Annotated in this window: 24 protein-coding genes; 15 read left to right on the forward strand and 9 right to left on the reverse strand. The window is 70.4% G+C overall.

Annotation, left to right across the window (positions count from 1 at the left end; genetic code table 11):
* Positions 1-1,952: hypothetical protein (locus QWU11_RS41850; protein ID WP_290120140.1), on the reverse strand; the 1,952-nt coding region annotated here is incomplete at its 3' end.
* A 109-nt stretch (positions 1,953-2,061) separates the two neighbouring features.
* Positions 2,062-2,589: a gamma carbonic anhydrase family protein gene (locus QWU11_RS41855; RefSeq protein WP_290120141.1), complete on the reverse strand. Its 528-nt coding sequence runs from the start codon at positions 2,587-2,589 to the stop codon at positions 2,062-2,064.
* Positions 2,590-2,853: 264 nt separating this feature from the next.
* Here QWU11_RS41855 and QWU11_RS41860 point away from each other — a divergent pair, with 264 nt between their 5' ends.
* On the forward strand, positions 2,854-3,828 hold the full coding sequence (locus tag QWU11_RS41860; protein WP_290120142.1) for a DivIVA domain-containing protein: 975 nt from the start codon (positions 2,854-2,856) through the stop codon (positions 3,826-3,828).
* Positions 3,829-3,893: 65 nt separating this feature from the next.
* Positions 3,894-4,436 carry a peptide deformylase gene (def, locus tag QWU11_RS41865; RefSeq protein WP_290120143.1) on the forward strand — a complete coding sequence of 181 codons (543 nt, stop codon included), beginning with the start codon at positions 3,894-3,896 and terminating at the stop codon, positions 4,434-4,436.
* 226 nt (positions 4,437-4,662) lie between these two features.
* On the opposite strand, the gene QWU11_RS41870 is transcribed toward def, so the two are convergent.
* The 3 genes from QWU11_RS41870 to QWU11_RS41880 all read right to left on the reverse strand — a co-directional run bounded on the left by QWU11_RS41870 (position 4,663) and on the right by QWU11_RS41880 (position 6,811).
* Entirely contained in the window at positions 4,663-5,979 is a 1,317-nt protein-coding gene (locus tag QWU11_RS41870) for an HNH endonuclease signature motif containing protein (RefSeq protein WP_290120183.1), read from the reverse strand.
* A 218-nt stretch (positions 5,980-6,197) separates the two neighbouring features.
* Positions 6,198-6,536 carry a helix-turn-helix domain-containing protein gene (locus QWU11_RS47560; RefSeq protein WP_354670946.1) on the reverse strand — a complete coding sequence of 113 codons (339 nt, stop codon included), beginning with the start codon at positions 6,534-6,536 and terminating at the stop codon, positions 6,198-6,200.
* Positions 6,536-6,811: a hypothetical protein gene (locus QWU11_RS41880; protein ID WP_290120144.1), complete on the reverse strand. Its 276-nt coding sequence runs from the start codon at positions 6,809-6,811 to the stop codon at positions 6,536-6,538. The genes QWU11_RS47560 and QWU11_RS41880 overlap by 1 nt, the downstream gene beginning before the upstream one ends.
* 198 nt (positions 6,812-7,009) lie before the next feature.
* Between QWU11_RS41880 and QWU11_RS41885 the strand changes: the two genes are divergently transcribed.
* Entirely contained in the window at positions 7,010-7,756 is a 747-nt protein-coding gene (locus QWU11_RS41885) for a helix-turn-helix transcriptional regulator (RefSeq protein ID WP_290120145.1), read from the forward strand.
* Between the two features lie 94 nt (positions 7,757-7,850).
* Entirely contained in the window at positions 7,851-7,940 is a 90-nt protein-coding gene (locus tag QWU11_RS47565) for a DUF397 domain-containing protein (RefSeq protein ID WP_354670947.1), read from the forward strand.
* A gap of 42 nt (positions 7,941-7,982) precedes the next feature.
* On the opposite strand, the gene arfB is transcribed toward QWU11_RS47565, so the two are convergent.
* Positions 7,983-8,411, reverse strand: a complete 429-nt coding sequence (gene arfB, locus QWU11_RS41890; protein WP_290120146.1) for an alternative ribosome rescue aminoacyl-tRNA hydrolase ArfB — start codon at positions 8,409-8,411, stop codon at positions 7,983-7,985.
* 97 nt (positions 8,412-8,508) lie between these two features.
* On the opposite strand from arfB, the gene QWU11_RS41895 reads away from it, so the two are divergent.
* Positions 8,509-9,330: an oxygenase MpaB family protein gene (locus QWU11_RS41895; RefSeq protein WP_290120147.1), complete on the forward strand. Its 822-nt coding sequence runs from the start codon at positions 8,509-8,511 to the stop codon at positions 9,328-9,330.
* Positions 9,331-9,370: 40 nt separating this feature from the next.
* Here the strand turns inward: QWU11_RS41895 and QWU11_RS41900 are convergent, their stop codons facing one another.
* The 3 genes from QWU11_RS41900 to QWU11_RS41910 are packed head-to-tail and all read right to left on the reverse strand — an operon-like array spanning position 9,371 to position 11,449.
* A complete protein-coding gene (locus tag QWU11_RS41900; protein ID WP_290120148.1) occupies positions 9,371-10,135 on the reverse strand; it encodes a crotonase/enoyl-CoA hydratase family protein in 765 nt (254 codons plus the stop codon).
* A gap of 9 nt (positions 10,136-10,144) precedes the next feature.
* On the reverse strand, positions 10,145-10,918 hold the full coding sequence (locus QWU11_RS41905) for an SDR family NAD(P)-dependent oxidoreductase (protein ID WP_290120149.1): 774 nt from the start codon (positions 10,916-10,918) through the stop codon (positions 10,145-10,147).
* A 60-nt stretch (positions 10,919-10,978) separates the two neighbouring features.
* Positions 10,979-11,449 carry a hypothetical protein gene (locus QWU11_RS41910; protein ID WP_290120150.1) on the reverse strand — a complete coding sequence of 157 codons (471 nt, stop codon included), beginning with the start codon at positions 11,447-11,449 and terminating at the stop codon, positions 10,979-10,981.
* A gap of 31 nt (positions 11,450-11,480) precedes the next feature.
* Here QWU11_RS41910 and QWU11_RS41915 point away from each other — a divergent pair, with 31 nt between their 5' ends.
* The 10 genes from QWU11_RS41915 (at position 11,481) to QWU11_RS41960 (ending at position 23,874) form a co-directional block, all read left to right on the forward strand.
* On the forward strand, positions 11,481-12,161 hold the full coding sequence (locus tag QWU11_RS41915) for a response regulator transcription factor (RefSeq protein ID WP_290120151.1): 681 nt from the start codon (positions 11,481-11,483) through the stop codon (positions 12,159-12,161).
* A gap of 52 nt (positions 12,162-12,213) precedes the next feature.
* Positions 12,214-13,500, forward strand: a complete 1,287-nt coding sequence (locus QWU11_RS41920; protein WP_290120152.1) for a HAMP domain-containing sensor histidine kinase — start codon at positions 12,214-12,216, stop codon at positions 13,498-13,500.
* A gap of 927 nt (positions 13,501-14,427) precedes the next feature.
* A complete protein-coding gene (locus QWU11_RS41925) occupies positions 14,428-15,198 on the forward strand; it encodes a glycosyltransferase family 2 protein (RefSeq protein WP_290120184.1) in 771 nt (256 codons plus the stop codon).
* The gene (locus QWU11_RS41930; RefSeq protein WP_290120153.1) at positions 15,195-16,268 is read left to right on the forward strand and encodes a GNAT family N-acetyltransferase; all 1,074 of its coding nucleotides are present in this window, start codon (positions 15,195-15,197) and stop codon (positions 16,266-16,268) included. Before QWU11_RS41925 ends, QWU11_RS41930 begins: the two co-directional genes overlap by 4 nt.
* On the forward strand, positions 16,265-17,227 hold the full coding sequence (locus tag QWU11_RS41935) for a glycosyltransferase family 2 protein (protein ID WP_290120154.1): 963 nt from the start codon (positions 16,265-16,267) through the stop codon (positions 17,225-17,227). Before QWU11_RS41930 ends, QWU11_RS41935 begins: the two co-directional genes overlap by 4 nt.
* Positions 17,224-18,006, forward strand: a complete 783-nt coding sequence (locus tag QWU11_RS41940) for a polysaccharide deacetylase family protein (protein ID WP_290120155.1) — start codon at positions 17,224-17,226, stop codon at positions 18,004-18,006. The genes QWU11_RS41935 and QWU11_RS41940 overlap by 4 nt, the downstream gene beginning before the upstream one ends.
* Positions 18,007-18,056: 50 nt before the next feature.
* Positions 18,057-21,431: a hypothetical protein gene (locus tag QWU11_RS41945; RefSeq protein WP_290120156.1), complete on the forward strand. Its 3,375-nt coding sequence runs from the start codon at positions 18,057-18,059 to the stop codon at positions 21,429-21,431.
* Complete coding sequence (locus tag QWU11_RS41950; RefSeq protein WP_290120157.1) at positions 21,428-21,814, forward strand: hypothetical protein; 387 nt, start codon at positions 21,428-21,430, stop codon at positions 21,812-21,814. The genes QWU11_RS41945 and QWU11_RS41950 overlap by 4 nt, the downstream gene beginning before the upstream one ends.
* A gap of 1,136 nt (positions 21,815-22,950) precedes the next feature.
* Positions 22,951-23,271, forward strand: a complete 321-nt coding sequence (locus QWU11_RS41955) for a hypothetical protein (protein ID WP_290120158.1) — start codon at positions 22,951-22,953, stop codon at positions 23,269-23,271.
* 198 nt (positions 23,272-23,469) lie between these two features.
* Positions 23,470-23,874, forward strand: coding sequence for a hypothetical protein (locus tag QWU11_RS41960; protein ID WP_290120159.1), 405 nt, complete (start codon positions 23,470-23,472; stop codon positions 23,872-23,874).
* Positions 23,875-24,082 lie beyond the last annotated feature (208 nt).

Below are 24,082 nucleotides of genomic sequence, written 5' to 3' on the forward strand. Positions count from 1 at the left end.
GCGGGCGGCTCAGCTGTACCCGACCACGCCTCCGTCGACGGCGGGGACGGTTGGCTCGGGCCGAGGCCCTCCGCGCCCGACCGAGCCCGCATCGCGGGCGGCTCAGCTGTACCCGACCACGCCTCCGTCGACGGCGGGGACGGTTGGCTCGGGCCGAGGCCCTCCGCGCCCGACCGAGCCCGCATCGCGGGCGGCTCAGCTGTACCCGACCACGCCTCCGCGGACGGCGGGGGTCTCGGGGACTCGCGTTCGCCTGTGCTCGGCCATGGCTGGGAGCCGTCCCACGCCTGCGTCGACGGCGGGTGAACCGGTGGGGGCGCCTGACCGCCCAGGTCCGGCCACGGCTGCGCCCCGTCCCACGCCTCGGTCGACGGCGGACGAGCCGGCGACGGCGACGGCGACGGCGGCACCGAAGCCGCACCACCCCCAGCCGGCCACGGCGCCGCCCCGTCCCACGCCTCAGTGGACGGCGGCTTGCCGCCGGCAGGCGCCCAGGCCGGCGCCTGGCCGGGCGGGCCGGTCGGTGGTTCCTGAGCCTGAGGCACACCCGGCGTACGGCCCGGGTTCGACGGATACTGCTGCGCCAGCGGCGCTATCCCCGGTGCCTGGGAGGCGGGCTCGGCGACGGCCGCGGACGTCGCGCGGCTCGGGCCGATGATCTCCGCCAGAACAGCGACCGACGACGGGAAGCCCCGTGGCCGTGCCGGGATGCCGCCGCCCAGCCGGCACCAGGCCAGGTCGGCCTCGTACATCGTGGCCAGGAGCGTGTTGCGCACGGTCGGGCCGGCCGCGTCCATGCGCTCGCGCAGGGCGCGGGGCATTCGGTCATTTTCCGGCCAGAACGGGCGCAGCGGATGGTCGCTCTGGATCAGCATCGCCCGCATCGCGCCGCTGACCTGCGGGTCCAGCCAGCCGACGACCTGGCTCGACACGTCCTGCCGTACGACCGCGAGGTCGGCGGCCAGCAGCGCGGCGGCGATCAGCCGGGGTTCGACGTAGCCGCGTGAGGACGGGTCGCCGGCGATGGGCGTGACCGCCGCGGCCAGGTCGTAGTAGACGTTGCGGAAGTGTTCTCCGGCGGAGGCCTCGACGCGCAGCGCGGGCGCCAACGCCGGCGGGCAGCGGGTCAGCCACTGCTGCACGACCGCCTGGTCCCCGTACGCCAGCGCGCCGTAGTCGACCGTGGGGTTCTGCAGGGTCGCGCCGAGCATGGAGGTCAGCGCGTCGGCGCGCGGCTGGAAGCGTACGTCCTCGCGCAGGGCGCCGGCCATCGCCCACATCGTGCGGAGTACGACGACGGCGGAGTCGACGCGGCCCGCTCTCAGGCGCTCGGTGTAGAGGCCGATCAGCGACTCCAGCGGCGGCGGCGTCAGCCAGCGAGGGCCGTCGATGTCCGGGAGGGGCCGGGAGCGGTACGGGGACCAGAGGTCGAGCAACTGGGTGTCGAGCCGTGAGTCGAAGACCGGGGACATCGCGCACCACAGCATGACGCCCCAGGTCACGGCTATGGTGCTCGGCGCGGTGGAGGAGAACAGACCCCACCAGTGGGGGTAGTCCGGCGTGGGCAGCGCGGCGGCGGACTCCACGGTCGCGCGTACGCGGGCGGTGACCTCCGGGCGGATGCCGGCGTCGACGAAGGCGAGCGCCGGCGGCGGCTCGTACGCGAGGTCGGGGCCGGTCGGCACCACGTGCGGCGGGACCGGTGGCACGGGCATGCCCTGCTGGAGCGGGCGCGCGGACATGCGCGTGATGGCGAGGCGCGGCGGCGGGCAGAGGTGCCACTGGCCGTCCGCGGGGGTCCAGCGGTACCAGCGCCCCCACGCTCCGAACAGCCACCAGCTGCCGTCGGGCAGGGCGAGCATCCGGCCGGCGACGAGGTTCTGTCGCTGCTGTGGTGGCGTGCCCGGCCACCATCCGGCCGACACCATGGCACGCGTGTCACGCTCGGCCACCGAGAACGGATCGTGTACGGCGGACGAGGGAACATCCCCATATGCCTGCCCCCAGACCACCAGGCAATGGTAAACGGATCACCAGCACTTAGGCGATTACGAGAAATCCTCAGGTCCAGCGGACCTCGCGGTGCTGACGGCTCTTCTCCACGTACGCCTCGGGTGTGTAGGCGAGGACGGCACGGTCGTCGTCGCCGAGTTCGCGTACGACCTTGCCCGGCACGCCCGCGACGAGGACGCCGGACGGGATGGTCTTCCCCGGGGGTACGAGCGCGCCGGCGGCGACCAGCGACCCGGCCCCGATCCGCGCGCCGCCGAGCACGATCGCGCCGATGCCGATGAGCGACCCGGTCTCGATGTACGCGCCGTGGACCATCGCCTTGTGCCCGAGGCTCACCCGGTCCTCCAGCACCGCGGGCTCGCCGGGGTCGGAGTGCAGACACGACAGATCCTGGATGTTGCACTCCTCGCCGACGACGATCTCCTCGTCCTCGCCGCGGAGCACGCAGCCGTACCAGACATTGGCGGCACGCCCGAGAGTCACCCGTCCGACGACGACGGCGCCGGGCGCCACCCACGCGTCCGGATGGATCTTCGGCTCGTGCTCGCCCAGTACACCTCGGAAGTAGTCAGTCACGGTGCCTGAGTCTAGAAGGGACGGGACGTACGGTGACGAAGACGACCGCGCGTGGCAACCCGGGAGATCACGTTGGCAGAAACGTTCTCTGCCGATGGCTCCGTTCTTCCACCTAGAACAGCCCTTAAGCGGTATATATCGTGTGCGGCCTCTCAGGTCGCGACTGCGGAGAGTCACTAATTCTTACTGGACGCTGCATTCCCCTTGCGCTTGAGGGGTACAGCGTCGAGAGTCATCCAGACCTACCTTCAACCCTTTGGGCCAATGAGCAACGAAGCCGAGATCCTGCCAAACCTCCTTCGCGAGGAGACGTTCGAGATCGTCATGCGCGGCTACAACCGCCGCCAGGTTGACGAATACATCGCCCGCACTCGCAACCAGATCCGTGAGCTCGAGGCTCGCCTGTCCCGTGCGCTCGACGAGGTCGAGCGGACCCGCCGGGAGATCTCCGAGGTCCGTGAGGCCCGTCGGCCGACCGGCGACGACCTCAGTGAACGCCTTCGTCAGATCATCAACCTGGCCGAGGAAGAGGCTCAGTCCAAGCTGGGTGACGCCGATCAGAAGGTCGCGCAGATCCGCCAGGACGCCGAACGCGACGCCAAGCGGATCATCGACGAGGCCCGCGGAAAGTCCGAGCGGACGGTCGCCCAGGCCCAGGAGAACGCGAGCCACATGCTCTCGGCGGCCAAGCAGGAGTCCGAGCGGATCCAGTCGACCGCCAAGCAGGAGGCCGACAAGCTGCTCCTCGACACCCGCAACGAGGCCGAGCGCACTCTCACGAGCGCCGAGCGCCGCGCGTCGGCCATCAACGAGGACGCCACCGAGCGGCTCACCCAGCTGACCAAGCAGCACACGCAGGCGCTGGGGCGGCTCGGTGAGATCAGCGAGACCCTCTCCGTGCTGATGCGCAACGAGGACAACGCCGGCCCGCTCGAGCAGATGGTGACCGACCTCGCCGGCGCACCGCGGCCGGCGCGGAAGGCCGCGCAGCAAGGGCAGCAGGGGCAGCAGGCACAACAGGCGCAGCACGCCGACGACCCGCCGCCGGCTCAGCAGGCGCAGCAGGCGCAGCAGCCCCGGCACCAGGGGGCGCACGCCATGCCGCCCGCCGCGCCGCCGGTACCCCACCAGCAGCCGGCCCAGTCCCAGGTCCACCCGATGCCGCCCTCAGGACAGCACGACGGACCGCCCATCGCCCAGTTCCCGCCGTCACCCCCCGCGGGCGAACCCGCGGAATGACTCACGCGATCGCCCTGGTGGCCCTGACCGGCCACCAGGGCGTTCTGTTCTAGAGTCTTGGTCTTGTGGGAGCTGACAACCGCCGCAAGCAGGGCCCCGGCACGGTGCGCCCGATCCGCTACATGGGCGACCCGGTGCTGCGCACCGAGTGTGACCCCGTCAGGGCCTTCGACGCCGACCTGAAGCGTCTCATCGACGACATGTTCGCCTCGATGTACGCCAACGACGGCGCCGGGCTCGCGGCGAACCAGATCGGCGTCTCACTCCAGGCCTTCGTCTACGACTGTGCCGACGACGAGGGAACCCCGCACGTCGGGCACGTCCTCAACCCGGTCCTCGTGGCCGCCGACGGCGAACTCCTCGACGACGACGAGGGCTGCCTGTCGCTGCCGGGCCTGAGGTTCCCCACCCCCCGCCACGCGCACGCGGTGGTGGAGGGGGTCGACATGACGGGCAAGCCGGTACGGGTCGAGGGCACCGGCTACTTCGCCCGCTGCCTCCAGCACGAGTGCGGCCACCTCAAGGGCCGGCTGTACGTCGACACGTTGAAGGGCGAGGCCCGCAAGGACGCCCTGCGCGCCGTACGCACCGCCACCTGGGCCCACTAGCCGGACCCACCAACCGGACCCACCAACCGACCCACCAACCGACTTCGCCGGCTCACCGAGGCCACGGACACGGCCCCTCGTCCTGATGCTGTGCCGAGGTGGCGACCACAACGACGCGGGCAGCCCGCCCATCCCCCAGGGACCGGCGAGAAGGACCGCTGATCGCACCCACCGTGAACGGCCACGGCGATCGCCGGTCTCCCCCTCGGCATCGACGGCGCCACGATCATTCGCGGTCGGCAGGAGCGGTGACACGCCAGTGGCCGGTCGGGCCTATCCACAAGATCACGCCAGGCCAGAGGTGTTCGACCCGCCAGCCTTTTGTCTGTTTCAGCCGATGGTGCCGACGGCAGAGCAGCGTGAGGTTACACGGACAGGTCCGGCCGCCTCGGTGAAACGGTATGGAATGGTCGATATCGCACTGGCGTACGGGCCGCCGGCAGCCGGGGAAGCAGCATCGGCGATCACGGCACTCGATCAGACGTCGCATCGCGGCCGGTACGCGGTATCCCCGGCCCGCACACTCGGAGCCCGCCGGACGCGAGTCCTCGTGATCGGGGAGGCACCAGTGAACCCGTAGCGCGGCCAGCGCCTCTGTGACACGCGGACCGGCCTGGGCGATGAGCAGGCCGAGCCGACGATGCCGGTCGGGCACGTCCGAGGACAGGGCCGCGAACTCCGAACGCACGGCCGCGGCGACGACGTCGGCGGCCGCGTCGTCGACGTCCGACCAGTCCACGTCATCACGCCGACCGACCCGCTCCGCCGCGAACGGGACGGTCGTGCCGGCGGGCGGCTCGGTGAGCGTCGATGTGCCGCGCAGCAAAGCGAGGAACACGTCGGCGCGCACCTGGCCGATGCTCCGGTCGTCGCCGTCGTGTCTGAGCCCGGCCGCTATCGCGCACACCCGGCCGTAAGCGGCGGAGGCCGCGTCAGCGGGCAGATCAGCGCCGATGAGCTGAGCAGTGCCGTCGTCGGTCTCGATCAGGGCCACCTCGCGCCGCCGCTCAGCCGCCTCGCGCCGCTGCCGGAGCCCCTCCGGATCAAGCCGCTTGACCAGCCGCCGCACCTTCGCCCGAATCTCGCCGGTGGTCTGCCACGACGCCCGGGGAAGCACCCGTGTCTCGATCTCGGTCGCGTTCTCGTCGCTCACCTGGCCGGTGCAGTGCCAGAGCGTTCGCGCCTTGAGATAGTCGATGTCACCGGCGGCCAGCGCGGAGAACGTGCCGGGCAGCCGCTCAACGAGGTCTGTCGCGAACCGGACCAGCTCATCAGCCGACGCCGCCGTCAACGTCAGTGCCTGGGCGACCTCTTCCCTCAGGTAGTCACCAGGCGAGATCGCCTCGACCGCCGGCATGTCATCTTCGGCGCGCCTGCGCCGGGCCAACTCGGCCACCGCCGCCAACTCGATCGCCTGCGCGCGTGAGGCGATGGCACGAGCCGCCCCCATCGCCTCGATCAGCTGCTGGTCCGGCAGGTCGACGACGCCACCGTCGAGCAGCCCGTCCAGCGGCGTGGCCGGCATGCTCGTCATCACGTCCATCTCGGCCACACCCCCCGCTCATCCTCAGCTCCTTCGAACACACTAGCGATTCCCGCCTAACAGATGCAGCGACATTTCGGACGATCAACAAAGGATCATCGAGATTTCGCCAAAGCGGAGCGCATAAAAGGGGCAACACAATCAGGAAGCCGCCATGTCCGATCATGACGAGCTATAGCCAGCATCAGAGTGCTATCGCCGACCCCTTTACGGAGGGTTCATCCGCCTCGGTTCCGCAGGGTCACGTGTTCGCGGAGGAGACGGCGCGTGACGCCGTAGCTCATGCCTAACTCCGCCGCCACGCGGCGAATGGTCCACCCCTCCTTGTAGAGACGGACCGCGTCGGCCTGCGGCGCGGGCAGGTCGTCCGTATCCACCCTGGCGCGCCTCTCGCCGAGGAGCGCGCGGACGTGGTCCGGGTCGTAGCGCCGGTGCCCGCCGGGGGTCGCGGTGGCGCCGAGACGCCCCTCTCGTGCCCAGCGGGCCAGCGTGGACGTACGGACACCGAACAGGGCCGCCACCTCCCGGGGGGTGAGCAGACGGTCGTACGGGACCATCAGACGTGTCGCGGCGTCACGACGTGGGCGATCATTTTCGCGGCCTTGTCGATCTCCTCGGCCGGGCAGATCGGCTCGCCCCACGACCACCACCAGTGAAGCACTTCAGCTTTGTCGGGCATGCACCGAATGACCTCTGAAAGCATTCCGGCGTTCGTGACGCCCGCGTGGACGCGCGTCGGGCTCAGTTGTTCCGATGTCAGGCCTTTCTCTCCGCACGCCTTCACGAGGCGCCGGCACAGAGAGTGGATCTCTTCCAGTTCGTTCTTCGGCATCGCCTTCTCCTTCTCGGTTTCGTGCCGGGTTCCCTAGATTCGCGGTTTCGGATTAACCTGTGTACGGGTACGGGACGCGATTCAAATCCCTGGACTCGTGCCCCGTTGAGCTGGACATTCACTGGAGTCGACTGGAGTCCGACAAATGGGTCATATGGACGGCGAATACTTCACCCCCAGGCGATTTGGGGGCGAGAGTTGCACTTCTACCGAGAAAAGGCCGGGCTCACTCAGGCCGATTTAGCGGCGCGCCTCTACTGCTCCGATTCGCTCATTTCCTCGATCGAGACCGGGCACGCTCCCGCGACCGAGGATTTCGCGAAAGCCGCCGATCGGGAGCTCGACAGCGACGGCGCACTGTTCCGCCTCCTCGACTGGAGAAAGGGCGCATCCCCATACCCGTCGTGGTTCATCGACTGGCTCCCGGCCGAGCAGAAAGCGGGCCTCATCCGATGGTTCGAGGTCGCCCTGATCCCCGGCTTACTCCAGACCGAGGAGTACGCCCGCGTGATGCTGGGCGACGAGACGGACGTGGCGGCACGTCTGTCGCGTCAGGCGATCCTCACGCGAGAGGACCCGTCCCCGGTCGAGTTCTACTGCGTGCTCGACGAGGCCGTACTCCGGCGCAACATCGGCGGTGCCGCCGTGATGTACGAACAATGCCAGCACCTCGCCAAAATGGGCGAGACCGAAAACATCAGCGTCCGGGTCGTACCCTCACGCAGGCATCGAGGCGCGCGCGGCCCGTTCGCGATAGCTACTCTGGAAGGCGGTGCCCAAGTCGCCCACACCGAAACGGCTTTCGGCGGAGTCGTCAGTACCCGTACCGAGGACATCGCCACGGCGACGGCGTCCTGGGAGGCCATCAGTTCGGCGTCCCTACCCGAGGACATGTCGCGAGACATGATCATGAGGATCGCGGAGGAACTGTGGAAGACACCGTGAACGCCACTCTCGCGTGGCGCAAGTCGGCCCGGAGCAACGACACGGGTTCGTCTTGCGTCGAAGTCGCCGTCTACGAGTCCGCGTAAGGCGAGCCGTGGAGGACACCCTCGAATGGCGTAAGTCCGCCCGGAGCAACGACACCGGCTCGAATTGCGTCGAAGTCGCCGTAACGAACTCCGACTGATCGCAGAAGAGAGGCCCTTTCCGCGGTGCGGAGGGGGCCTCTTCAGTCGTCGAAGCGGCCGGAGCGGCCGCGTTTGATCTGGCCGCGGCGGCGCTTGCCGTCGAGGCGCCGCGCCTGGACGCGGCGGCTGGGCTTGGTCGGGCGGCGGGACTTCGGCGGGGGCGCGGTCGCCTCGGACAGCAGCGCCGACAGGCGTACCTTGGCCGCCTCCCGGTTGCGCAGCTGCGACCGGTGCTCCTCCGCACGGATCGTCAGCACGCCGTTCACCAGGCGGCCGGCCAGCCGCTGCACGGCCCGCTCCTTGTACGCCTGCGGCAGCGCGACCGACCGCACGAGATCGAAGGACAGCTCCGCCGCGCTGTCACTCGTGTTGACATGCTGCCCGCCCGGACCGGACGAACGGGAGAAACGCCAGCTGAGCTCGGCGTCAGGGATGATCACCGAACCGCGCACGCGAACTGGACCGGACATAGACCCGATTATCCCCGGACCGCGACCCCGATGTCGTCCCGTTTTCCTCGCCGTCGCGGTACTGGCCGCCGTGCAAGTGATTACTTACAATGCCCCTATGACGCAAGCCCCCTCCCCCGAAGACGGGCTCTTCCACGACGACGACCTCCTGCGCCTGATCGGCCGCGAGGGATTCCTGATCGCGGCGGGCGGCGCGGCGTCGCTGCTGCAGACCGCCCACCCCAAGATCGCGCAAGGCGTCTACGACCACAGCTACACCGCCGAGGACCCGCTCGGCCGGCTGCGGGGCACGATGCAGTGGGTGTACGTGGTCGGCTTCGGCTCGCGCGCCGAGGCCGAGCGGCTCAGCGGCGTCGTCCGCAAGATGCACGACCGCGTCACCGGGCCGGGTTACGCGGCCGGCGAGCCCGAGCTACAGGTCTGGGTCGCCGCGACGCTGTTCGCCACCGCGGTGCAGGTGTACGAGCTGATCTTCCGCACCCTGTCGGAGGAGGAGCTCGCGGCGTACTACGAGCAGTCGAAGATCTACGCCACCATCCTCGGCTGCCCGTACGCCATGATGCCCGCGACCTACGACGACTTCCGCGTCTACTACGCCGACATGATCGCGACGCTGAGGATCAGCGACGCCTCCCGTGCGATCGCCGACCAGGTGTTGCACCCGCGCCTGCCCGGCGGCCCGCTGAACGAACCCGGCCTCGCGGCGATCCGGCTCGTCACGGCGGGGCTGATGCCGGCGCCGATCCGCGAGCAGTACGGCTGGCGGTGGGACCGGGCGCGCCAGGCGCGGTTCCGGGTGCTGATGGCGGGCGTACGCCTCGTGTATCCGCGCCTCCCGCTGCGCGTACGAGCGTTCCCGCGCGACCACTACCTCCGCGACCTGCGCAAACGACTGCCGAAGGTGCCCGCGAACGCGTGAGGGCGGCCCGTACGCCGGGCCGCCCCCTCGAAGCGGCGTACTACTCTCCGGACCACTCCGGAGGGCGCTTCTCGGCGAACGCCGCGGCGCCCTCCATCGCGTCCTTGGACCCGAAGACCGGGCTGATGATCTCGCCCTGCTTGGCGAACCGCTCCTCGCTCGACCAATCCGCCGACTCGACGATGACCCGCTTGGTCGCGGCGAGGGCCAGCGGCGCGTTCGCGGCGATCCTGGCGGCCAGCTCGCGCGCCGCCGCGAGGGCCTCGCCCGGCTCGGTGACCTGGTTGACGAGGCCGAGCTCGGCCAGCCGCGACGTCGGGTAGTGATCGCCGCTCAGCGCCAGCTCCATGGCCGCGTGGTACGGGATGCGCTCCGGCAGCCGCAGCAGGCCGCCCGCGCCGGCGACCAGACCGCGCTTGACCTCCGGCAGGCCGAACTTGGCCTCGGACGACGCCACGATGAGGTCGCACGCGAGGGCGAGCTCGAAGCCGCCCGCCAGGGCGTACCCCTCGATGGCGGCGATGATCGGCTTGGCCGGCGGGCGCTCGGTGATGCCGCCGAAACCGCGGCCCTCCGCGACCGGGCTGTCGCCGGTCAGGAAGCCCTTGAGGTCCATGCCGGCGCTGAACGTACCGCCCGCGCCGGTCAGTACGAGTACGGACACGTCCTTGCGCGCGTCGAGCTCGTCGAGCGCGCCCGCGATGCCCTTCGCGACCGCGCCGTTGACCGCGTTCCTGGCCTCGGGACGGTTGATCGTGATGACGCCGACGCCGTCCTCGACCTCGGTCAGCACTGCATCCGACATGTCAGGACCTCACTTGGGCTGGAAGCGGATGCCGCCGTCGAAGCGGACGGTCTCGGCGTTGACATAGTCGTTCTCGATCAGCGAACGCACGAGGTGGGCGAACTCCGCCGCCGTCCCCATGCGCTTGGGGAACACCACCGGTGCGGCCAGCTTCTTCTTGAACTCGTCGGCCTGCTCGCCCTCGCCGTAGATCGGCGTGTCGATGATGCCGGGGCAGATCGTGTTGACGCGTACGCCGATCGCGGCGAGGTCGCGCGCGGCGGGCACGGTCATGCCGACGATGCCGCCCTTGGAGGCGGAGTAGGCGACCTGTCCGGTCTGTCCCTCCAGCGCGGCGACCGACGCGGTGTTGATGACCACGCCGCGGCTGCCGTACTCATCCACCGGTTCGGTCTTGGCGATCGCCGCCGCGCCGATGCGCATGCCGTTGAAGGTGCCGATCAGGTTGACCTCGATCACCTTCCTGTACGACGCGAGGTCGTGCGGAGAGCCGTCACGCCCGACGGTCCGCGACGCCCAGCCGATGCCCGCGCTGTTCACCACGACGCGCACGGGCGCGCCGGTGGCGACGGCCGCGTCGACGGCGGCCTGCACCTGGGTCTCATCGGAGACGTCCACTTTGACGAACACCCCGCCGAGTTCGTCGGCGATGGCCTTGCCCTTTTCCTCGTTCAGGTCGGCGATCACTACCTTGGCGCCCTGGGCGGCGAGGTCGCGCGCGGTGGCCTCACCGAGACCGCTCGCGCCGCCGGTGACGATGGCTGCAGCTCCGTTAACGTCCATGACCAGGAGGTTACCGGAGTCGACCGAACGGTATTCGGGTGACGTTACTCACCTCATGGATCACTCGGTGGACTGGACGGTGGGCGCGTGCCCGTTCCATGCCGCGATCACGCTGGACGTCCGATCCGCGTTGGCGAAGTCGACCCGCAGCCACTGATCGCCATGCCAGGTCTGTACGGCGTACCCCGGGTTGGGGACGGCCGAAACCAGTTGTGCGGACGTGTCCGTGATGGCCAGTACGACCTTGCCGCCGCGTACCACGTAGGTGTGATCGAGCGTCGACGGCGAGGCCTTGGCCGACGGGGACTTCGAGGGCGTCGAGGGCGTCGCGACCGTCGAGGAGTCCACGTTCGGCGGGGCGCTCGTCTCGGCCGGCGGGCTGACCGAGGGCCGGCCTCCCACGACCGGCTGAGCAGGGGGATCACCGAAGACGGCGTTGTGGAGCACGGGCCGCGCGCCGAACCAGACGAGCAGCACCGCAAGCGTGGTCGCGCCCGACCACACCATCACATATGTCATCACGCGCCGCATCCATGCCATGGTGCCCCTTAGAGTACGGATCATGGCGAATGTGCTCGTCGTAGAAGACGACCAATTCGTGCGCTCTGCCATGATTCGCGAACTCTCTTCGCGCTCGCACACCGTGCGCAGCGCGAGCACGGCACTCGACGCCCTGCGTGAGGTCTCCCAAGCCGCGCCGGACGTCGTCATTCTTGATCTGGGACTACCGGATCTCGACGGGTCCGAAGCGCTGAAGATGCTCCGGGCGGTCTCCGACGTGCCGGTGATCGTGGCGACCGCACGCGACGACGAGACCGAGGTCGTACGGCTGCTCAACGCGGGCGCCGACGACTATCTCGTCAAGCCCTTCTCTCCCGAGCACCTGATGGCCAGGCTCACCGCGGTCCTGCGCCGGTCCCGCCAGGCCGCCGCACCCCCGCAGATCTGCCAGGTCGGCGGGTTGCGCGTGGACCTGGAGGGGCGCGAGGCGGAGCTGGACGGCGCGCCGCTCGACCTCACCCGCCGTGAGTTCGACCTGCTCGCGCACCTGGCGTTCCGCGCCGGGCACGTGGTCCCGCGGCGCGAGCTGCTCGCCGAGGTCTGGCGCCAGTCCTACGGCGACGACCAGACCATCGACGTGCATCTGTCCTGGCTGCGCCGCAAGCTCGGTGAGACCGCCTCCAAGCCGCGGTACCTGCACACGGTCCGCGGGGTCGGCGTGAAGCTCGTCGCGCCGGAATGAGTCCTGTCCCGAGCAAGGCGCGAAGCCCGTACGAGGGCCGGAGGAGCCCTGGATGAGACGGTCCCTCGCCCTCGTGTCCGCGGCCGTCACGTCGATGGTCGCGCTCGCCTTCCTCGTACCCCTCGCGCTCATGGTCCGGGAGATCGCCCGGGACCGTGCGCTGGCCGACGCGGAGCGCCAGGCGGCCTCGCTGGCGCCCGCGCTGGCCATCTCCACGAACCGCGCCAAGATCCAGCGGGCGGTGGAGAGCACGCAGGCCGGGGAGGCGGGCCGCGTCGCCGTGCACCTGCCCGGCCGGCCGGCGATCGGGACCTCGCACGCGCACCTGGAAGATCTGCAGAGCGCCATGGTCCGCGGCCGCTCGTTCTCGGCGGACGCGCCCGGCGGCTACGTCCTGCTCCAGCCGGTCGCGATGGACCAGGGCCGTACGACGGTGGTCGAGGTCTACCTGCCCAAGGAGGACCTGACGCGCGGGGTCCAGTCGGCGTGGATCGTCCTGACCGGCGTGGCGGCGGCGCTCGTCCTCGGATCGGTCGTGGTCGCGGACCGGCTCGCCGCCCGCGTCGTCGGCTCCGCGCGTACGCTCGCCAAGGCCGCCACGGTCCTGGGCGCGGGCGACCTGCGCACCCGGATCTATCCGGAGGGCCCACCGGAGCTGCAGGAGGCGGGCCGCGCGTTCAACACCATGGCGGACCGGGTCGAGGCGCTGCTCGCCGCCGAACGCGAGCTGATCGCCGACCTGTCCCACCGGCTGCGCACCCCGCTCACCGCGATGCGCCTGAACGCCGCCGCGCTCGGCGAAGAGCCCGCGGCCGAGCAGACCCGCCTCGCGGTCCGCCGCCTGGAGGACGAGGTCGACCAGATCATCGGGGCGGCGCGCAAGCCGAAGCAGCGGGCGTTCTGCGACGCGGCGGAGGTGCTGCGGGACCGGATGGAGTTCTGGTCCGCCCTGGCCGAGGACCAGGCCCGCGAGTGCACGCTCGTCGGCGCGGAGCAGCCGGTCGCCGTGCCGATCGTGCGCGGCGAGCTCAGCGCCGTACTGGACTCCCTGCTGGGGAACGTGTTCCGGCACACGCCGGAGGGCACGGCGTTCATGGTGACGCTGTACGAGGGCGTCGGCCGCGTCGCGATCCTCGTCGCCGACGCCGGCCCGGGGATCACCGACTCCGACGAGGCCCTGCGCCGCGGCGCCAGCGGGGGCGGGTCGACCGGCCTCGGCCTGGACATCGCCCGCCGCATGGCCAAGGCGGTGGGCGGCGACGTACGCATCGACCAGTCGACTCTCGGCGGCGCGCAGATCCAGATCTGGCTACCGGTTGCGGGCGCCCGGCGACTGTGAGGCGCGATCGGCTATGGGGTGCTTAGCAGCTCCTTAAGCGCACCTTAAGCAGGCTTTCGAAGGGCTCCGGCGGCCCTAACGTCAGGGGTGTTCACATCCAAGGGAGGTGCGTCGGCGATGAAGTCCCCTCGTGGCGACGATGTCCCGCCAGGCGTTCGCCCGTCGTCGCCGGCGCACCTCGCAGTGGTATCCCTCCGAGCCGTACACACCGGCTCCCTCTAGCTGACTCGGATACCCGCCCGGGGCGGGTCATGCGCCGACCCACGCATGGCCCGCCCCATCTTTTGTTCCCTGGAGAAAAGCGCGGGGAAAGGCGCTCGCCGACCGGCTCAGGAAGGCCGGACCGGACGACTACGGCCGGCTGATCGGGCAGCTCGCCGACCATGAGTACGGCCCAGAGTACGCCGCCGCCTTCTTCGCCGGGCTCTGGACGACCAGGACGCCGCCCGCCGCCGACTGCTCCGGAGGGTCGATGCCGCCCTACGACCAGATCGCCGCCGACGCGCTCGCGGAAAGCTTCACCGTGGGATCACTCGTTCCCTTCTTCGCGCAGTGACCCTTCTGGGAGACCATCTTTATGTCATCCGCGCCGGCGCCCTGGTAGACGCCGTACGCCCGCCAAGCACCTCTTCATGCGCTTTGCCCCGCTGCGGACCCGTACGTCCCGAAATCACACCCCGCCGCGTCCCCGCAGCTCAGCGATCTGACGATAACAGTCAGTAGCGGGACGATAACCCAGTGGAACCATCCGGCTGACGTAGGGCGGTTGCGTCAGTCTGGGGAGGGTTTTCCCGACCCCGCACCCGACGATCGATGGTGTCAGCCCGCACGAGCCTCGGCTGGAGAACCAGGTGTTCTCCGAGCATCGATCTGCCAAACGGGGGCACCCAAATGCACGAGCCGGACTCTGTCCAACTCACCGACGGCATGCAATCCGGCGCGGTTCTGCATCACCTTGACGCCGCACGCCACCGCGCTTCCTGGCCGACGGTCTCCGCCGTCATCCCAACGCTCAACGAGGCCGAGAATCTCCGATGGCTCCTGCCCCGGCTCTCCGGGGTGGACGAGATCATCATTGTCGACGGCGAGTCCCAGGATGGCAGCGCCGACCTGGTACGGAAGCTTCGCCCGGACGCCGTCATCATCGAACAACCCCCCATCGGCAAAGGCGCCGCGATGCGCGCCGGCTTCCATGCCGCCACCAGCGACGTGATCGTCTCCATCGACGCCGACGGAAGCATGGACCCCAAGGAGATCGACGCGTTCGTCGCGTTGATCTGCTGCGGGTTCGACGTCGTCAAGGGCTCCCGCCACTGCGTCGGCGGCGGCTCGGACGACCTGACCCTCATCCGCCGGGCCGGCAACCTCTGGCTCACCCGGCTCGCCAATATGCTGTACGGCGTCCGCTGGACCGACCTCTGCTACGGCTACATCGCCCTGCGCCGCTCGGTGGTCGACCGGCTCGGGCTCGCGGCCGACGGCTTCGAGATCGAGACCGAGCTGTGCGTCAACGCGATCACCGCCGGTCTCCGCGTCGCCGAGGTGCCCAGCCACGAGCTCGACCGCCGGAGCGGTGAGTCGAAGCTGAACGCACGCCGCGACGGCCTGCGCGTCCTGCGCACCATGATGCGCAACCGGCGTACGCCCACGCGTCAGGTCCTCCCCCGCTACGAGCCCGGATTCGAGGAGGCAGGATGAACATCGACGTCATCCGTCCCCACGAGCTGGGCGACGCCGAGCTGCGCCGCTGGCGCGACCTCCAACGCGAGACACTCGCCAACCCCTTCATGTCCCCCGAATTCACCCTCGCGGTCGGACGGTTCCGCCCGGGCGCGCGGGTCGCGGTGCTCAGCGACGAGCGCGAGATCACCGGGTTCTTCCCGTACGAACGCCACGCCATGGGCATCGGCCGGCCCATCGGCGCCGGGCTGACCGACTGCCAGGGGCTGATCGCGCCGCCCGGTCTCGACCTCGACGTACGGGCGCTGCTGCGCGCCTGCAGCCTGTCGGTCTGGGAGTTCGACCACCTGCTCGCCGAGCAGGCCGCCTTCGCCCCCTACCACGCGGAGACGCGCGCGGAACCGGTCATGGACCTGGCCGAGGGCTTCGCCGCGTACGAGGAACACGCCCGCGAACGGTCGCCCAAGACGATCAAGACGGTCCGCTACAAGGAGCGCAAGCTCGGCCGTGAGGCCGGCGAACTCACCTACACCTTCAGCGAGGACGACCCGGCCGAGCTGCGGCGGCTGATGGACTGGAAGTCGGCCCAGTACCGCCGCACCGGCCGTACCGACCGCTTCGCTGAGCCGTGGATCGTCGCGCTCGTCGAGCACCTGCACGCGACCGGCACCGGTGTGCTGAGCGTCCTGCGCGCCGGCGGGCGGCCCGTCTCGGCCCACCTTGGGCTCCGCTCCGGGCCGGTGATGGCCGGCTGGTTCCCCGCGTACGACATGGAGTTCGCCCGCTACTCCCCCGGCATGGTCGGCCACCTGCGGATGGCGGAGGCGGCGGCCGGGGCCGGCGTCACGCAGATCGCGATGGGACGCGGCGGCCGTGAGTACAAGGACTGGCTGAAGAACGCGGAGTTTCCCATCGCCGAGGGCCGGGTGGCACGCGCGTCGGCCGCCGCCGGGTTGCACTGGGTCAAGGAGGCCCCCGTACGCCGGGCGCGCAGCGCCGTGCTCGCTCACCCCGGCCTGTACGCGCGGGCGGACCGGGTCCTGAAGACGTACGCGCGCCTTCGCCGGGGCACCGGGGACGCCGCGTGAAGATCTCCGTCGTCATCTGCGCCTACACCGAGAACCGCTGGGACGACGTCCTGGCCGCGGTCGGCTCCGTACACGCCCAGAGCCTGCCCGCGCACGAGGTCGTCGTCGTGGTCGACCACAACCCGGCGCTGCTGGGCCGGCTGCGTCCGGCGCTGCCGGGCGTCAGGGTGATCCCCAACTCCGGGCCCCGCGGCCTGTCCGGCGGCAAGAACGCCGGGGTCGCGGCGGCCACCGGCGACGTCATCGCCTTCCTCGACGACGACGCGATCGCCGAGGCGGAGTGGCTGGCCTCGATGGCCGCACGCTACGACCGCCCCGAGGTCGCCGGGGTCGGCGGCCTCACGCTGCCGATGTGGAACGCCTCCGCGCCGCGCTGGTTCCCCGGCGAGTTCGCGTGGGTGGTCGGCTGCACCTACCGCGGCATGGTCGCGGGGCCGGTGCGCAACCTCATGGGCGGCAACGCGTCCTTCCGGCGCGAGGTGTTCGACCTCGCCGGGGGGTTCCGCAACGGCATCGGCCGTACGGCGGGCGGGCGGCCGCTGGGGTGCGAGGAGACGGAGTTCTGCATCCGGCTGCGGCAGGCCGTGCCCGAGACCGTGCTGCTGTTCGAGGACCGCGCGGTGATCTGGCACCGGGTGCCATCCGAGCGGGCCCGGTTCTCCTACTTCCGCAGCCGCTGTTACGCCGAGGGGCTGTCCAAGGCGATGGTCACCCAGAGCGTCGGGGTCGGCGACGGCCTGGCCAGCGAACGCCGGCACGCGCTGGTGGCGCTCCCGCGCGGCGTCGCGTACGGGCTGCGCGCCGCCGTCACCGGCGATCCGTACGGCCTGGGCCGCGCCGCCTCGATCGTCGCGGGGCTGGCGTTCACCACGGCCGGCTACGCCGCCGGGTCGATCCGCAGAAGCGAGCGTCGCCCGCCGGCGGTGAGCAAACGGCGCACCGAACAGGAGGCACGATGAGCGGTGAGAGAACGCCGCTGCCGTACGGGCAGCGCGCGGTGCCGGTTCTCATGTACCACTCGATCGGCGGCGCCGGCCGGCTGGCCGTCCGCCCCGAGGCGTTCGCCGAGCAGATGGCCTGGCTCAAGGACGGCGGTTTCACCCCGCTGCCCTTCGGCGCCCGTACGCGGCGCGCCCTGCGGCCCGTCGTGATCACCTTCGACGACGGGTACGCCGACTTCCACACGCACGCGCTGCCGGTGCTGGAGAGCCTCGGTTTCGCCGCGACGGTGTTCGTCACGACCGGCTGGCTCGACGACGCCGGACCGTACGCCGCGGGCTCGCCGCCCGGCCGGATGCTCACCTGGGCGCAGACCGAGGAGATCACCTCCACCGGGGTGGAGGTCGGCGCGCACGGCCACAGCCACCGCCAGCTCGACCAGCTCGGCGGCCCGGCCCTGCGCGAGGAGCTGCACCGCAGCCGGGAGCTGCTCCAGGAGCGGCTCGGCCGTCCGGTGCGGTCGATGGCCTACCCGTACGGCTACTCCAGCGCGCGGGTGCGCCGCGAGGTCCGCGCCTGCGGTTACACCTCCGCCTGCGCGGTGGCCAACGCGGTGATGACCGAACGCCATGACCCGTACGCCGTGCCCCGCGTGACCGTACGGGCCGGGACCTCCCTGGAGGGGTTCGGCCGGGCACTGGAGGGCCGCGGGTTCCGTACCGACCACGCGCTGACCAAGGGCTACGCCGTCGTACGCCGGTCCCGGTACGCGGCACGGCGGCTGCGGGGAGTCGCGTGACGCGGCCACGAGTCCTTGCGCGATCGCGGGAAGACGCGAAACTGAGGCGCATGATGGCGCTCCGGGGCGAGCTGTCGAACCCGCTGTTCCGCAACGCGTACGCGCTGATGATCAACGGCGGGCTGACCGGAGCCCTGGGGCTCGGCTACTGGCTGCTCGCCGCGCGCATCTACGACCCCGCCGAGGTCGGGCGGCAGTCCGCGCAGAACCAGGCGATGATGTTCCTCGGCGGCCTGACCGCGCTGAACTTCATCCTCTTGCGGTTCATCCCCGAGATGGGCCCGCGCACCCGCGCGCTCGCGCTGCGCACCTACCTCGCCGGCGCGCTCGCGGCGGGCACGCTCGCCACCGGGTTCCTGCTCACGCTGCGGTTCTGGGGGCCGTCGTTCTCCCACCTCGCCACGCCGGGGCGCGGGCTCTTCTTCGTGCTGGCGGTCGTGTCGTGGAGCCTGTTCACCGCACAGGACGGGCTGCTCACCGGCCTGCGGCGCGCCACCTGGGTCCTGGGCAAGAACACCCTGTTCGCCTGCCTGAAGGTCGTGCTCCTCGTCGCGCTCGCGACCTCGCTGCCGGCCGACGGCATCACGGCGTCGTGGGTGCTGGCCGCGGTCGCGCTGCTGCTGCCGGTCGAGGTGCTCCTGCAGCGGCGGCTCATCCCCCGGCACGTCGAGGAGACCGTGAGCGACCGGCCGATCCCCTCCGGCGGCCAGATCGGCCGCTACCTCGCCGGCGACTACACCGGCACGCTCTTCTACTACGCGCTGTGCAACCTCGTGCCGGTCGTTGTCGCGACCACGCTCTCGGCCAGCGACAACGCGTACTTCTACATGGCCTGGGTGCTCGGCGCCACGGTCGACGTGCTCGCCGTGAACATGGCGATGTCGCTGACGGTCGAGGGCGCCTTCGACGCCGACGGCCTGGCCGTCGCCTGCCGGTCCGCGATGCGCCGCATGGCGCTCATCCTCGTACCGGTCACGGCGGTGATCTTCTTCGGCGCCGAGCCGGGGCTGTCGTTCTTCGGCCCCGGGTACGCCGACCACGGCGCGCCGCTGCTGCGGCTGCTCGCCCTCGCCGCGCTGCCCAAGGCACTGATCGAGCTGTACATCGGGGTGCTGCGGGTGCAGCGCCGTACGCGCGTGATCGCGTTGCTGCAGGCCGCGCGCTTCGCGGGCGTGCTCGCGCTCGTGCTGGCGCTGAGCGACGGCTCCGACATCACCGGGCCCGGGTACGCCGTGCTGGCGGTCACGATCGCGATCGCCGTTGCCGTCCTACCCGGGCTGCTCCGGGCCACCTCGCCCGTGGCGGCCGCCCCGGTGGTGGACGAGCCGGAAGCGCCGCAGGTCACGCCGAGCCCGTCCGTGAGCAAGATGCGGGACGAGCCCGGCGAGCCGGAGCCCACCCGGCGGCCGTGGGGCGCGGCGCTCGCCTGGACGCTGTTCCTGACCGGGCTCGGGCTGTACTGGCTGCCGCTGCGCCACGTGAATCTCGACGCGATGAACGGCTTCGGCCTCGTATCGGTGCTGCCGATCGCCACGTTCGTCGGCGGCGCGCTGCTCGTCGTGGCCTTCATGTTCACGCTGTGGCTGCGCCGCCCGTACCGCATGCTCCTGCTGCTCCAGCTCGTGGCGATCATCGTGTCGCTGCACGGCCTGGCGCCCGCCCTGGAGCCGTACGCCCGGCCGCCGACGGCCTGGCAGCACAACGGTTTCGTGGAGTACATCACCCGGACGGGCCACGCGGACTACGCGCTGGACGCGCGATTCAGCTGGCCGGGCTTCTTCGCGCTGATCGCGTTCGTCACGCGCGTGGCCGGCGTGCACGACCTGGAGCCGATCCTGCACTGGGCGCCGGTGGCGAGCCAGCTGCTCTACCTCGCGCCGATGTACCTCATCCTGCGGGTGATGCGGGCGAACTGGCGGGCCCAGTGGCTGGCCGCGTGGCTGTTCGCCGCGGCCGACTGGGTGGGCCAGGACTACTTCTCCCCCCAGGGCTTCGGCTACCTGCTCTACCTCGTCTTCATCGGCATCCTGCTCAACTGGTTCCGCCCCGCCGCGCGGCCGATCGCGCGGGTGGAGAAGACCGGGCGGCTGCGCTCGTTCGTCCGCGGCCCGTTCGCCTCCGGAGAACGACCACCGGTGTCAGTGTCGGCCGGCGACCGTACGGTCCTGCTGTTCGTGCTCGTCGTCGTCTTCGCGGTCACGACCGCGAGCCACCAGCTCACCCCGTTCCTGATCTTCTTCGTCTGCGGCGCGCTCGTGCTCCTGCGCCGCTGCACGGCGCGCGGCCTGCCCATCCTGCTCGGCGTCATGGTGGCGAGCTGGATCAGCTTCATGACCACGGCGTACTGGGTCGGGCACATCGGCGACCTGTTCTCCGGCCTGGGCGCGCTGCTGTCGAACCTCACCGGCGGCGTGGCCGGGCGCGTCAGCAAGGGCAGCGAGAGTCTCGCCACGGTCCAGACGGGCCGGATCCTGATCGCCGGCACCGTCATGATGGTCGCGGCGCTGGGCCTGCTGCGGCGGAGGCTGCGGCGCATCGACGACCGGGTGGCGCTGGTGCTGCTCGTCGTGCCGTTCCTCGCGGCCGGGCTGCAGAGCTACGGCGGCGAGATCGCGCTGCGGGTCTATCTCTTCGTCATCCCGGGCGCCTGCATCCTCGCCGCGTACCTGTTCTTCCCGACGACGTTCACCGCGCCGCGCCGGACCCTGGCGGTGCTGACCGCGTCGGTGTGCGGGCTGCTGATCGCGGGCGGTTTCCTGTTCGTACGGTTCGGCAACGAGAACTTCGAGCAGGTACGGCCGGGCGACGTGCACGCGTTCGACGCGATGCTCGACCAGTCGCCGGGCACCATGATCAACGTGGTCTGGATCGCGGACCCGCAGGACGACGCCGGATACTTCCCGATGATGCCGTGGGGCTCGCGGGACATGGAGCACTTCGACTACAGCGCCGTACGCGCGCCGTACGACCCGTCGGACGTCACGCAGATCGTCCAGGCGCTGCTGGACCGGCCGGGCGGCTACTTCGTCACCACGCGCGGCAACGAGGCGTACAACCACTTCAACTACGGCCTGCCCGTGTCGTACGGCGACCGCCTGCGTGCCGCGCTGGCGGCGTCGCCCCAGCTCCGTACGGTGGTGGTGAACGACGACGCGGCCGTCTACACGCTGCGCAACCCGCCGGCGGGCGTCGCACCGCCGCCGGCCCGCCCGCCGCACTTCGGCGTGCACCACACGACGTGGACCCCGATCGGCCTGTGCGCCATCCCGCTGCTGATCGTGATCCTGGTCGCCCGCGAGGTGCTGCGCGTACGGCTGCGCCCAGGCGAGACGTGGCGCCTGCAGCCGCTGACCGTGTGGTCGAGCTTCCTGGTGATCGTGCTCGCGGTCGTCATCGTGGAACGCTTCCTGACCTTGGGAGGGTGATCGTGCGCGTTGTCCTGCTGTTCGCCACGCTGGTGGCCGCCGGGGTGACGGGAGCCGTCCTGACGCTGGCGCGGGTCGACTCTCCGGTGACGGGACCGCTGACGCTGGTGTTCGTACTGCTCACACCGGCGGCGTGCGTCGCGTTACTGCTGGCGGGGCTGGACGTCCTGGCGCGGGCCATCGTGGCGGGCACGGCGGCGGTGGTGCTCGCGGGTTCGGTCGCGGAGATCATGCTGGTGACGACAGGCTGGTCGCCGGACGGGGGGATCATCGCGACCGCCATCGCCTGCGCGGCCCTTGCCGGCGGGGCGGGCGTCCTGCACCTCCGCCGCCGTCGCCGTACGCCTCGGCGACCGTCACCCGTGACTCCGGAAGCCCCGTAGACGTACGGGCCTCCGCCTGAAGGCGCGCCCACCTCCCCGAAGTGGCGGCCATCCCGGTAAACGGGCGGACCTCCGCGCGCACGCCAACCCCCACCCCACAGCCCTGAGCCACCCCCACCAGGGCGCGGACCTCCGCGCGCACGCCTACCGCCACCCCGCCGGCACACGGAGCCTCCGCCCGAACGCCAACCACCACCCACGCCACGACCGTGAGACGCCCTGTCAGCGTGCGGACCGCCGCTCGGGTGTGTGCGCCTGCGGCCTGGTGACCATCAGACTCGCGCGCCTGCGGCCTCTCAACCCTCCAGCCGCTCGCCACCGGCCCAGCCGTTTCGCACTTGTCGCCATATCGCCGCGTACGGCCTCCCTTTTCCTCTGTAAGCGGGCGGCAACTGGCATTTACCGCAAGCCATACATCTGCCCGCGTAGGACCGCGATTCACATCCCGGCCTTCCTGGCTGGACGGAGCGGCCATTTACGGCAAATCGCTTAGAGCTGCCCGCCGGGGCGGGCGGTGACCGGGCCCGTCGGCATTCACCCTGAACATCTCACGCCAGTCACCGCACGTCGTACGTTGTCCAACGAAGGACAGATGCGACGCACACCCCGTTTTTCACCGCAAGCCGTACATCGGCCGACAGATGGCCACCTCGACATATACCTGCCCCCGAGGCCACGTCCGCCTCCCGTACGGACGAAACCGGCGGCTCGGCGAAGATCACGCGGGCTCGCCGTCGAGGTGACCCGGACTCTCGGCGCCACGGTGGCGGGCGCCGCACCCCTGACACTCCGACCGCCCCGCGCCGCGTGACTCCCACCCGAGCAGGCCCGGACCGAGGCAGACCACCGGAGCCGATACGCCCGTTCTATCCGCATATCTCGTGACTCGCATTTCGCGACACCGTCTGACCCTTCATCCCATGCTGGCCATATCGGTCATTACACGCTAGCGCCCGCAATAGGACCCGAGATCTCTCATTTCAGGAATTCGCTGCTCTTTGTTGTCATCTTACCTTGTGATTATCTTGCCGAGAAAGGGGCGGGGAATGCTAGAAAGCACGGCACCCTTCTTGGACATTCGGGGAGTGCCGGTTCGTGAGGGCCATCGTGCCATTCCGACAAAAAAGGAGACCGACGTGCTGAAGAAGACGTGTGCCACTGGCGGGCTGGTTCTCGCCGCCGCCGCTGGCGCTCTGTTCACTGGCTCGCCCGTGTCTGCTCAGGTTCCGACGTGGGGCGGCGGCTGCTGCGGCTCCCACAGCTCCTTCCGGCACTACTCGCGGCACCACAACCGCAACTGGAACGGAAACGAGAACTCGAACCTGAACCACATCAGGCTCCACCTCAACAACCGCAACAACAACATCGCGGTTGCCCGCACGGGCCGTGACCGTGGCGACGACGGCCTCGGCATCGGCGGCCTCGGTGGTGGCCTGGGCGGCGGAGACGACGACTAGTCGCGTCGCGACACCTAGGACGGCGGACGCCGCTGCGATCCAGCCGCGTCCACGACTCTTCGTTTGGAACGGCCGACTGAGCCGCTGAGTCGCCAGACCGCCCGTACATCACGGGCGCCGGGGTGACGACTCCGGCGCCCCTCGCTCGCTACCGCGAGACCACCCAAAAAGGCCGATTTCGGCAATTAGGAGGCAGACGTGCTCAAAAAGACGAGCGCCTCTATTGGACTTGTCATCGCCGCAGCAGCCGGCGCACCGCTTACGAGCTCGCCCGCATACGCCCACGCGAACATGGTGCGGGGCTGGCACGCCCATTACAGCCACCGCTCGCACCACCGGAACCAGAACTGGAACGGAAACCGGCACCGCGGTCGAATATTTATCCGTATTTATATCTACAACAAGAACAACAACCACGCTGTCGCCATCGCACAGCCGGAGCGCCGCGAGCGCCGGGAGCCCCGGCGCGAGTCGTTCGGCAACGGCGGCCCGCTCTTCGCGAATCAGCGGCAGGGCGAGGTGGCCGGCCAAGGCCTCGCGGACGGCGGCCAAGGCGTCTCCGGTACGGGCCAGGGGGCCGTAGGTACGGTCCCGGTGGGTTGATCCCGGTAACGCCGCTGGGGCGGACCGGCCCACGACGGCCACCGGCGCATTGGCCCTCGGCCTCCATTCTGGTAAGGCCGCCATATCACCGGCTCGCCCCACTTATCGGGCGCCGGGGCGAACACTCCGGCGCCCTGATATTTAACGACACGTAGGCTCTTTGAGGTCATCTTACCTAGCGATTGTCTTGCCGGGAAAGCACCAGGGA

It is taken from the genome of Actinomadura sp. DC4 (assembly GCF_030406325.1).
Taxonomy (GTDB): domain Bacteria; phylum Actinomycetota; class Actinomycetes; order Streptosporangiales; family Streptosporangiaceae; genus Actinoallomurus.

Bases quoted from the DNA above. Each gene is read 5' to 3' on its own strand.
- QWU11_RS41860 (WP_290120142.1), top strand. From the start codon at position 2,854: ATGAGCAACGAAGCCGAGATCCTGCCAAACCTCCTTCGCGAGGAGACG.
- QWU11_RS41870 (WP_290120183.1), bottom strand. From the start codon at position 5,979: ATGGACGTGATGACGAGCATGCCGGCCACGCCGCTGGACGGGCTGCTC.
- QWU11_RS47560 (WP_354670946.1), bottom strand. From the start codon at position 6,536: ATGGTCCCGTACGACCGTCTGCTCACCCCCCGGGAGGTGGCGGCCCTG.
- QWU11_RS41880 (WP_290120144.1), bottom strand. From the start codon at position 6,811: ATGCCGAAGAACGAACTGGAAGAGATCCACTCTCTGTGCCGGCGCCTC.
- arfB (WP_290120146.1), bottom strand. From the start codon at position 8,411: ATGTCCGGTCCAGTTCGCGTGCGCGGTTCGGTGATCATCCCTGACGCC.
- QWU11_RS41895 (WP_290120147.1), top strand. From the start codon at position 8,509: ATGACGCAAGCCCCCTCCCCCGAAGACGGGCTCTTCCACGACGACGAC.
- QWU11_RS41900 (WP_290120148.1), bottom strand. From the start codon at position 10,135: ATGTCGGATGCAGTGCTGACCGAGGTCGAGGACGGCGTCGGCGTCATC.
- QWU11_RS41905 (WP_290120149.1), bottom strand. From the start codon at position 10,918: ATGGACGTTAACGGAGCTGCAGCCATCGTCACCGGCGGCGCGAGCGGT.
- QWU11_RS41910 (WP_290120150.1), bottom strand. From the start codon at position 11,449: ATGCGGCGCGTGATGACATATGTGATGGTGTGGTCGGGCGCGACCACG.
- QWU11_RS41915 (WP_290120151.1), top strand. From the start codon at position 11,481: ATGGCGAATGTGCTCGTCGTAGAAGACGACCAATTCGTGCGCTCTGCC.
- QWU11_RS41920 (WP_290120152.1), top strand. From the start codon at position 12,214: ATGAGACGGTCCCTCGCCCTCGTGTCCGCGGCCGTCACGTCGATGGTC.
- QWU11_RS41925 (WP_290120184.1), top strand. From the start codon at position 14,428: ATGCAATCCGGCGCGGTTCTGCATCACCTTGACGCCGCACGCCACCGC.
- QWU11_RS41930 (WP_290120153.1), top strand. From the start codon at position 15,195: ATGAACATCGACGTCATCCGTCCCCACGAGCTGGGCGACGCCGAGCTG.
- QWU11_RS41940 (WP_290120155.1), top strand. From the start codon at position 17,224: ATGAGCGGTGAGAGAACGCCGCTGCCGTACGGGCAGCGCGCGGTGCCG.
- QWU11_RS41945 (WP_290120156.1), top strand. From the start codon at position 18,057: ATGATGGCGCTCCGGGGCGAGCTGTCGAACCCGCTGTTCCGCAACGCG.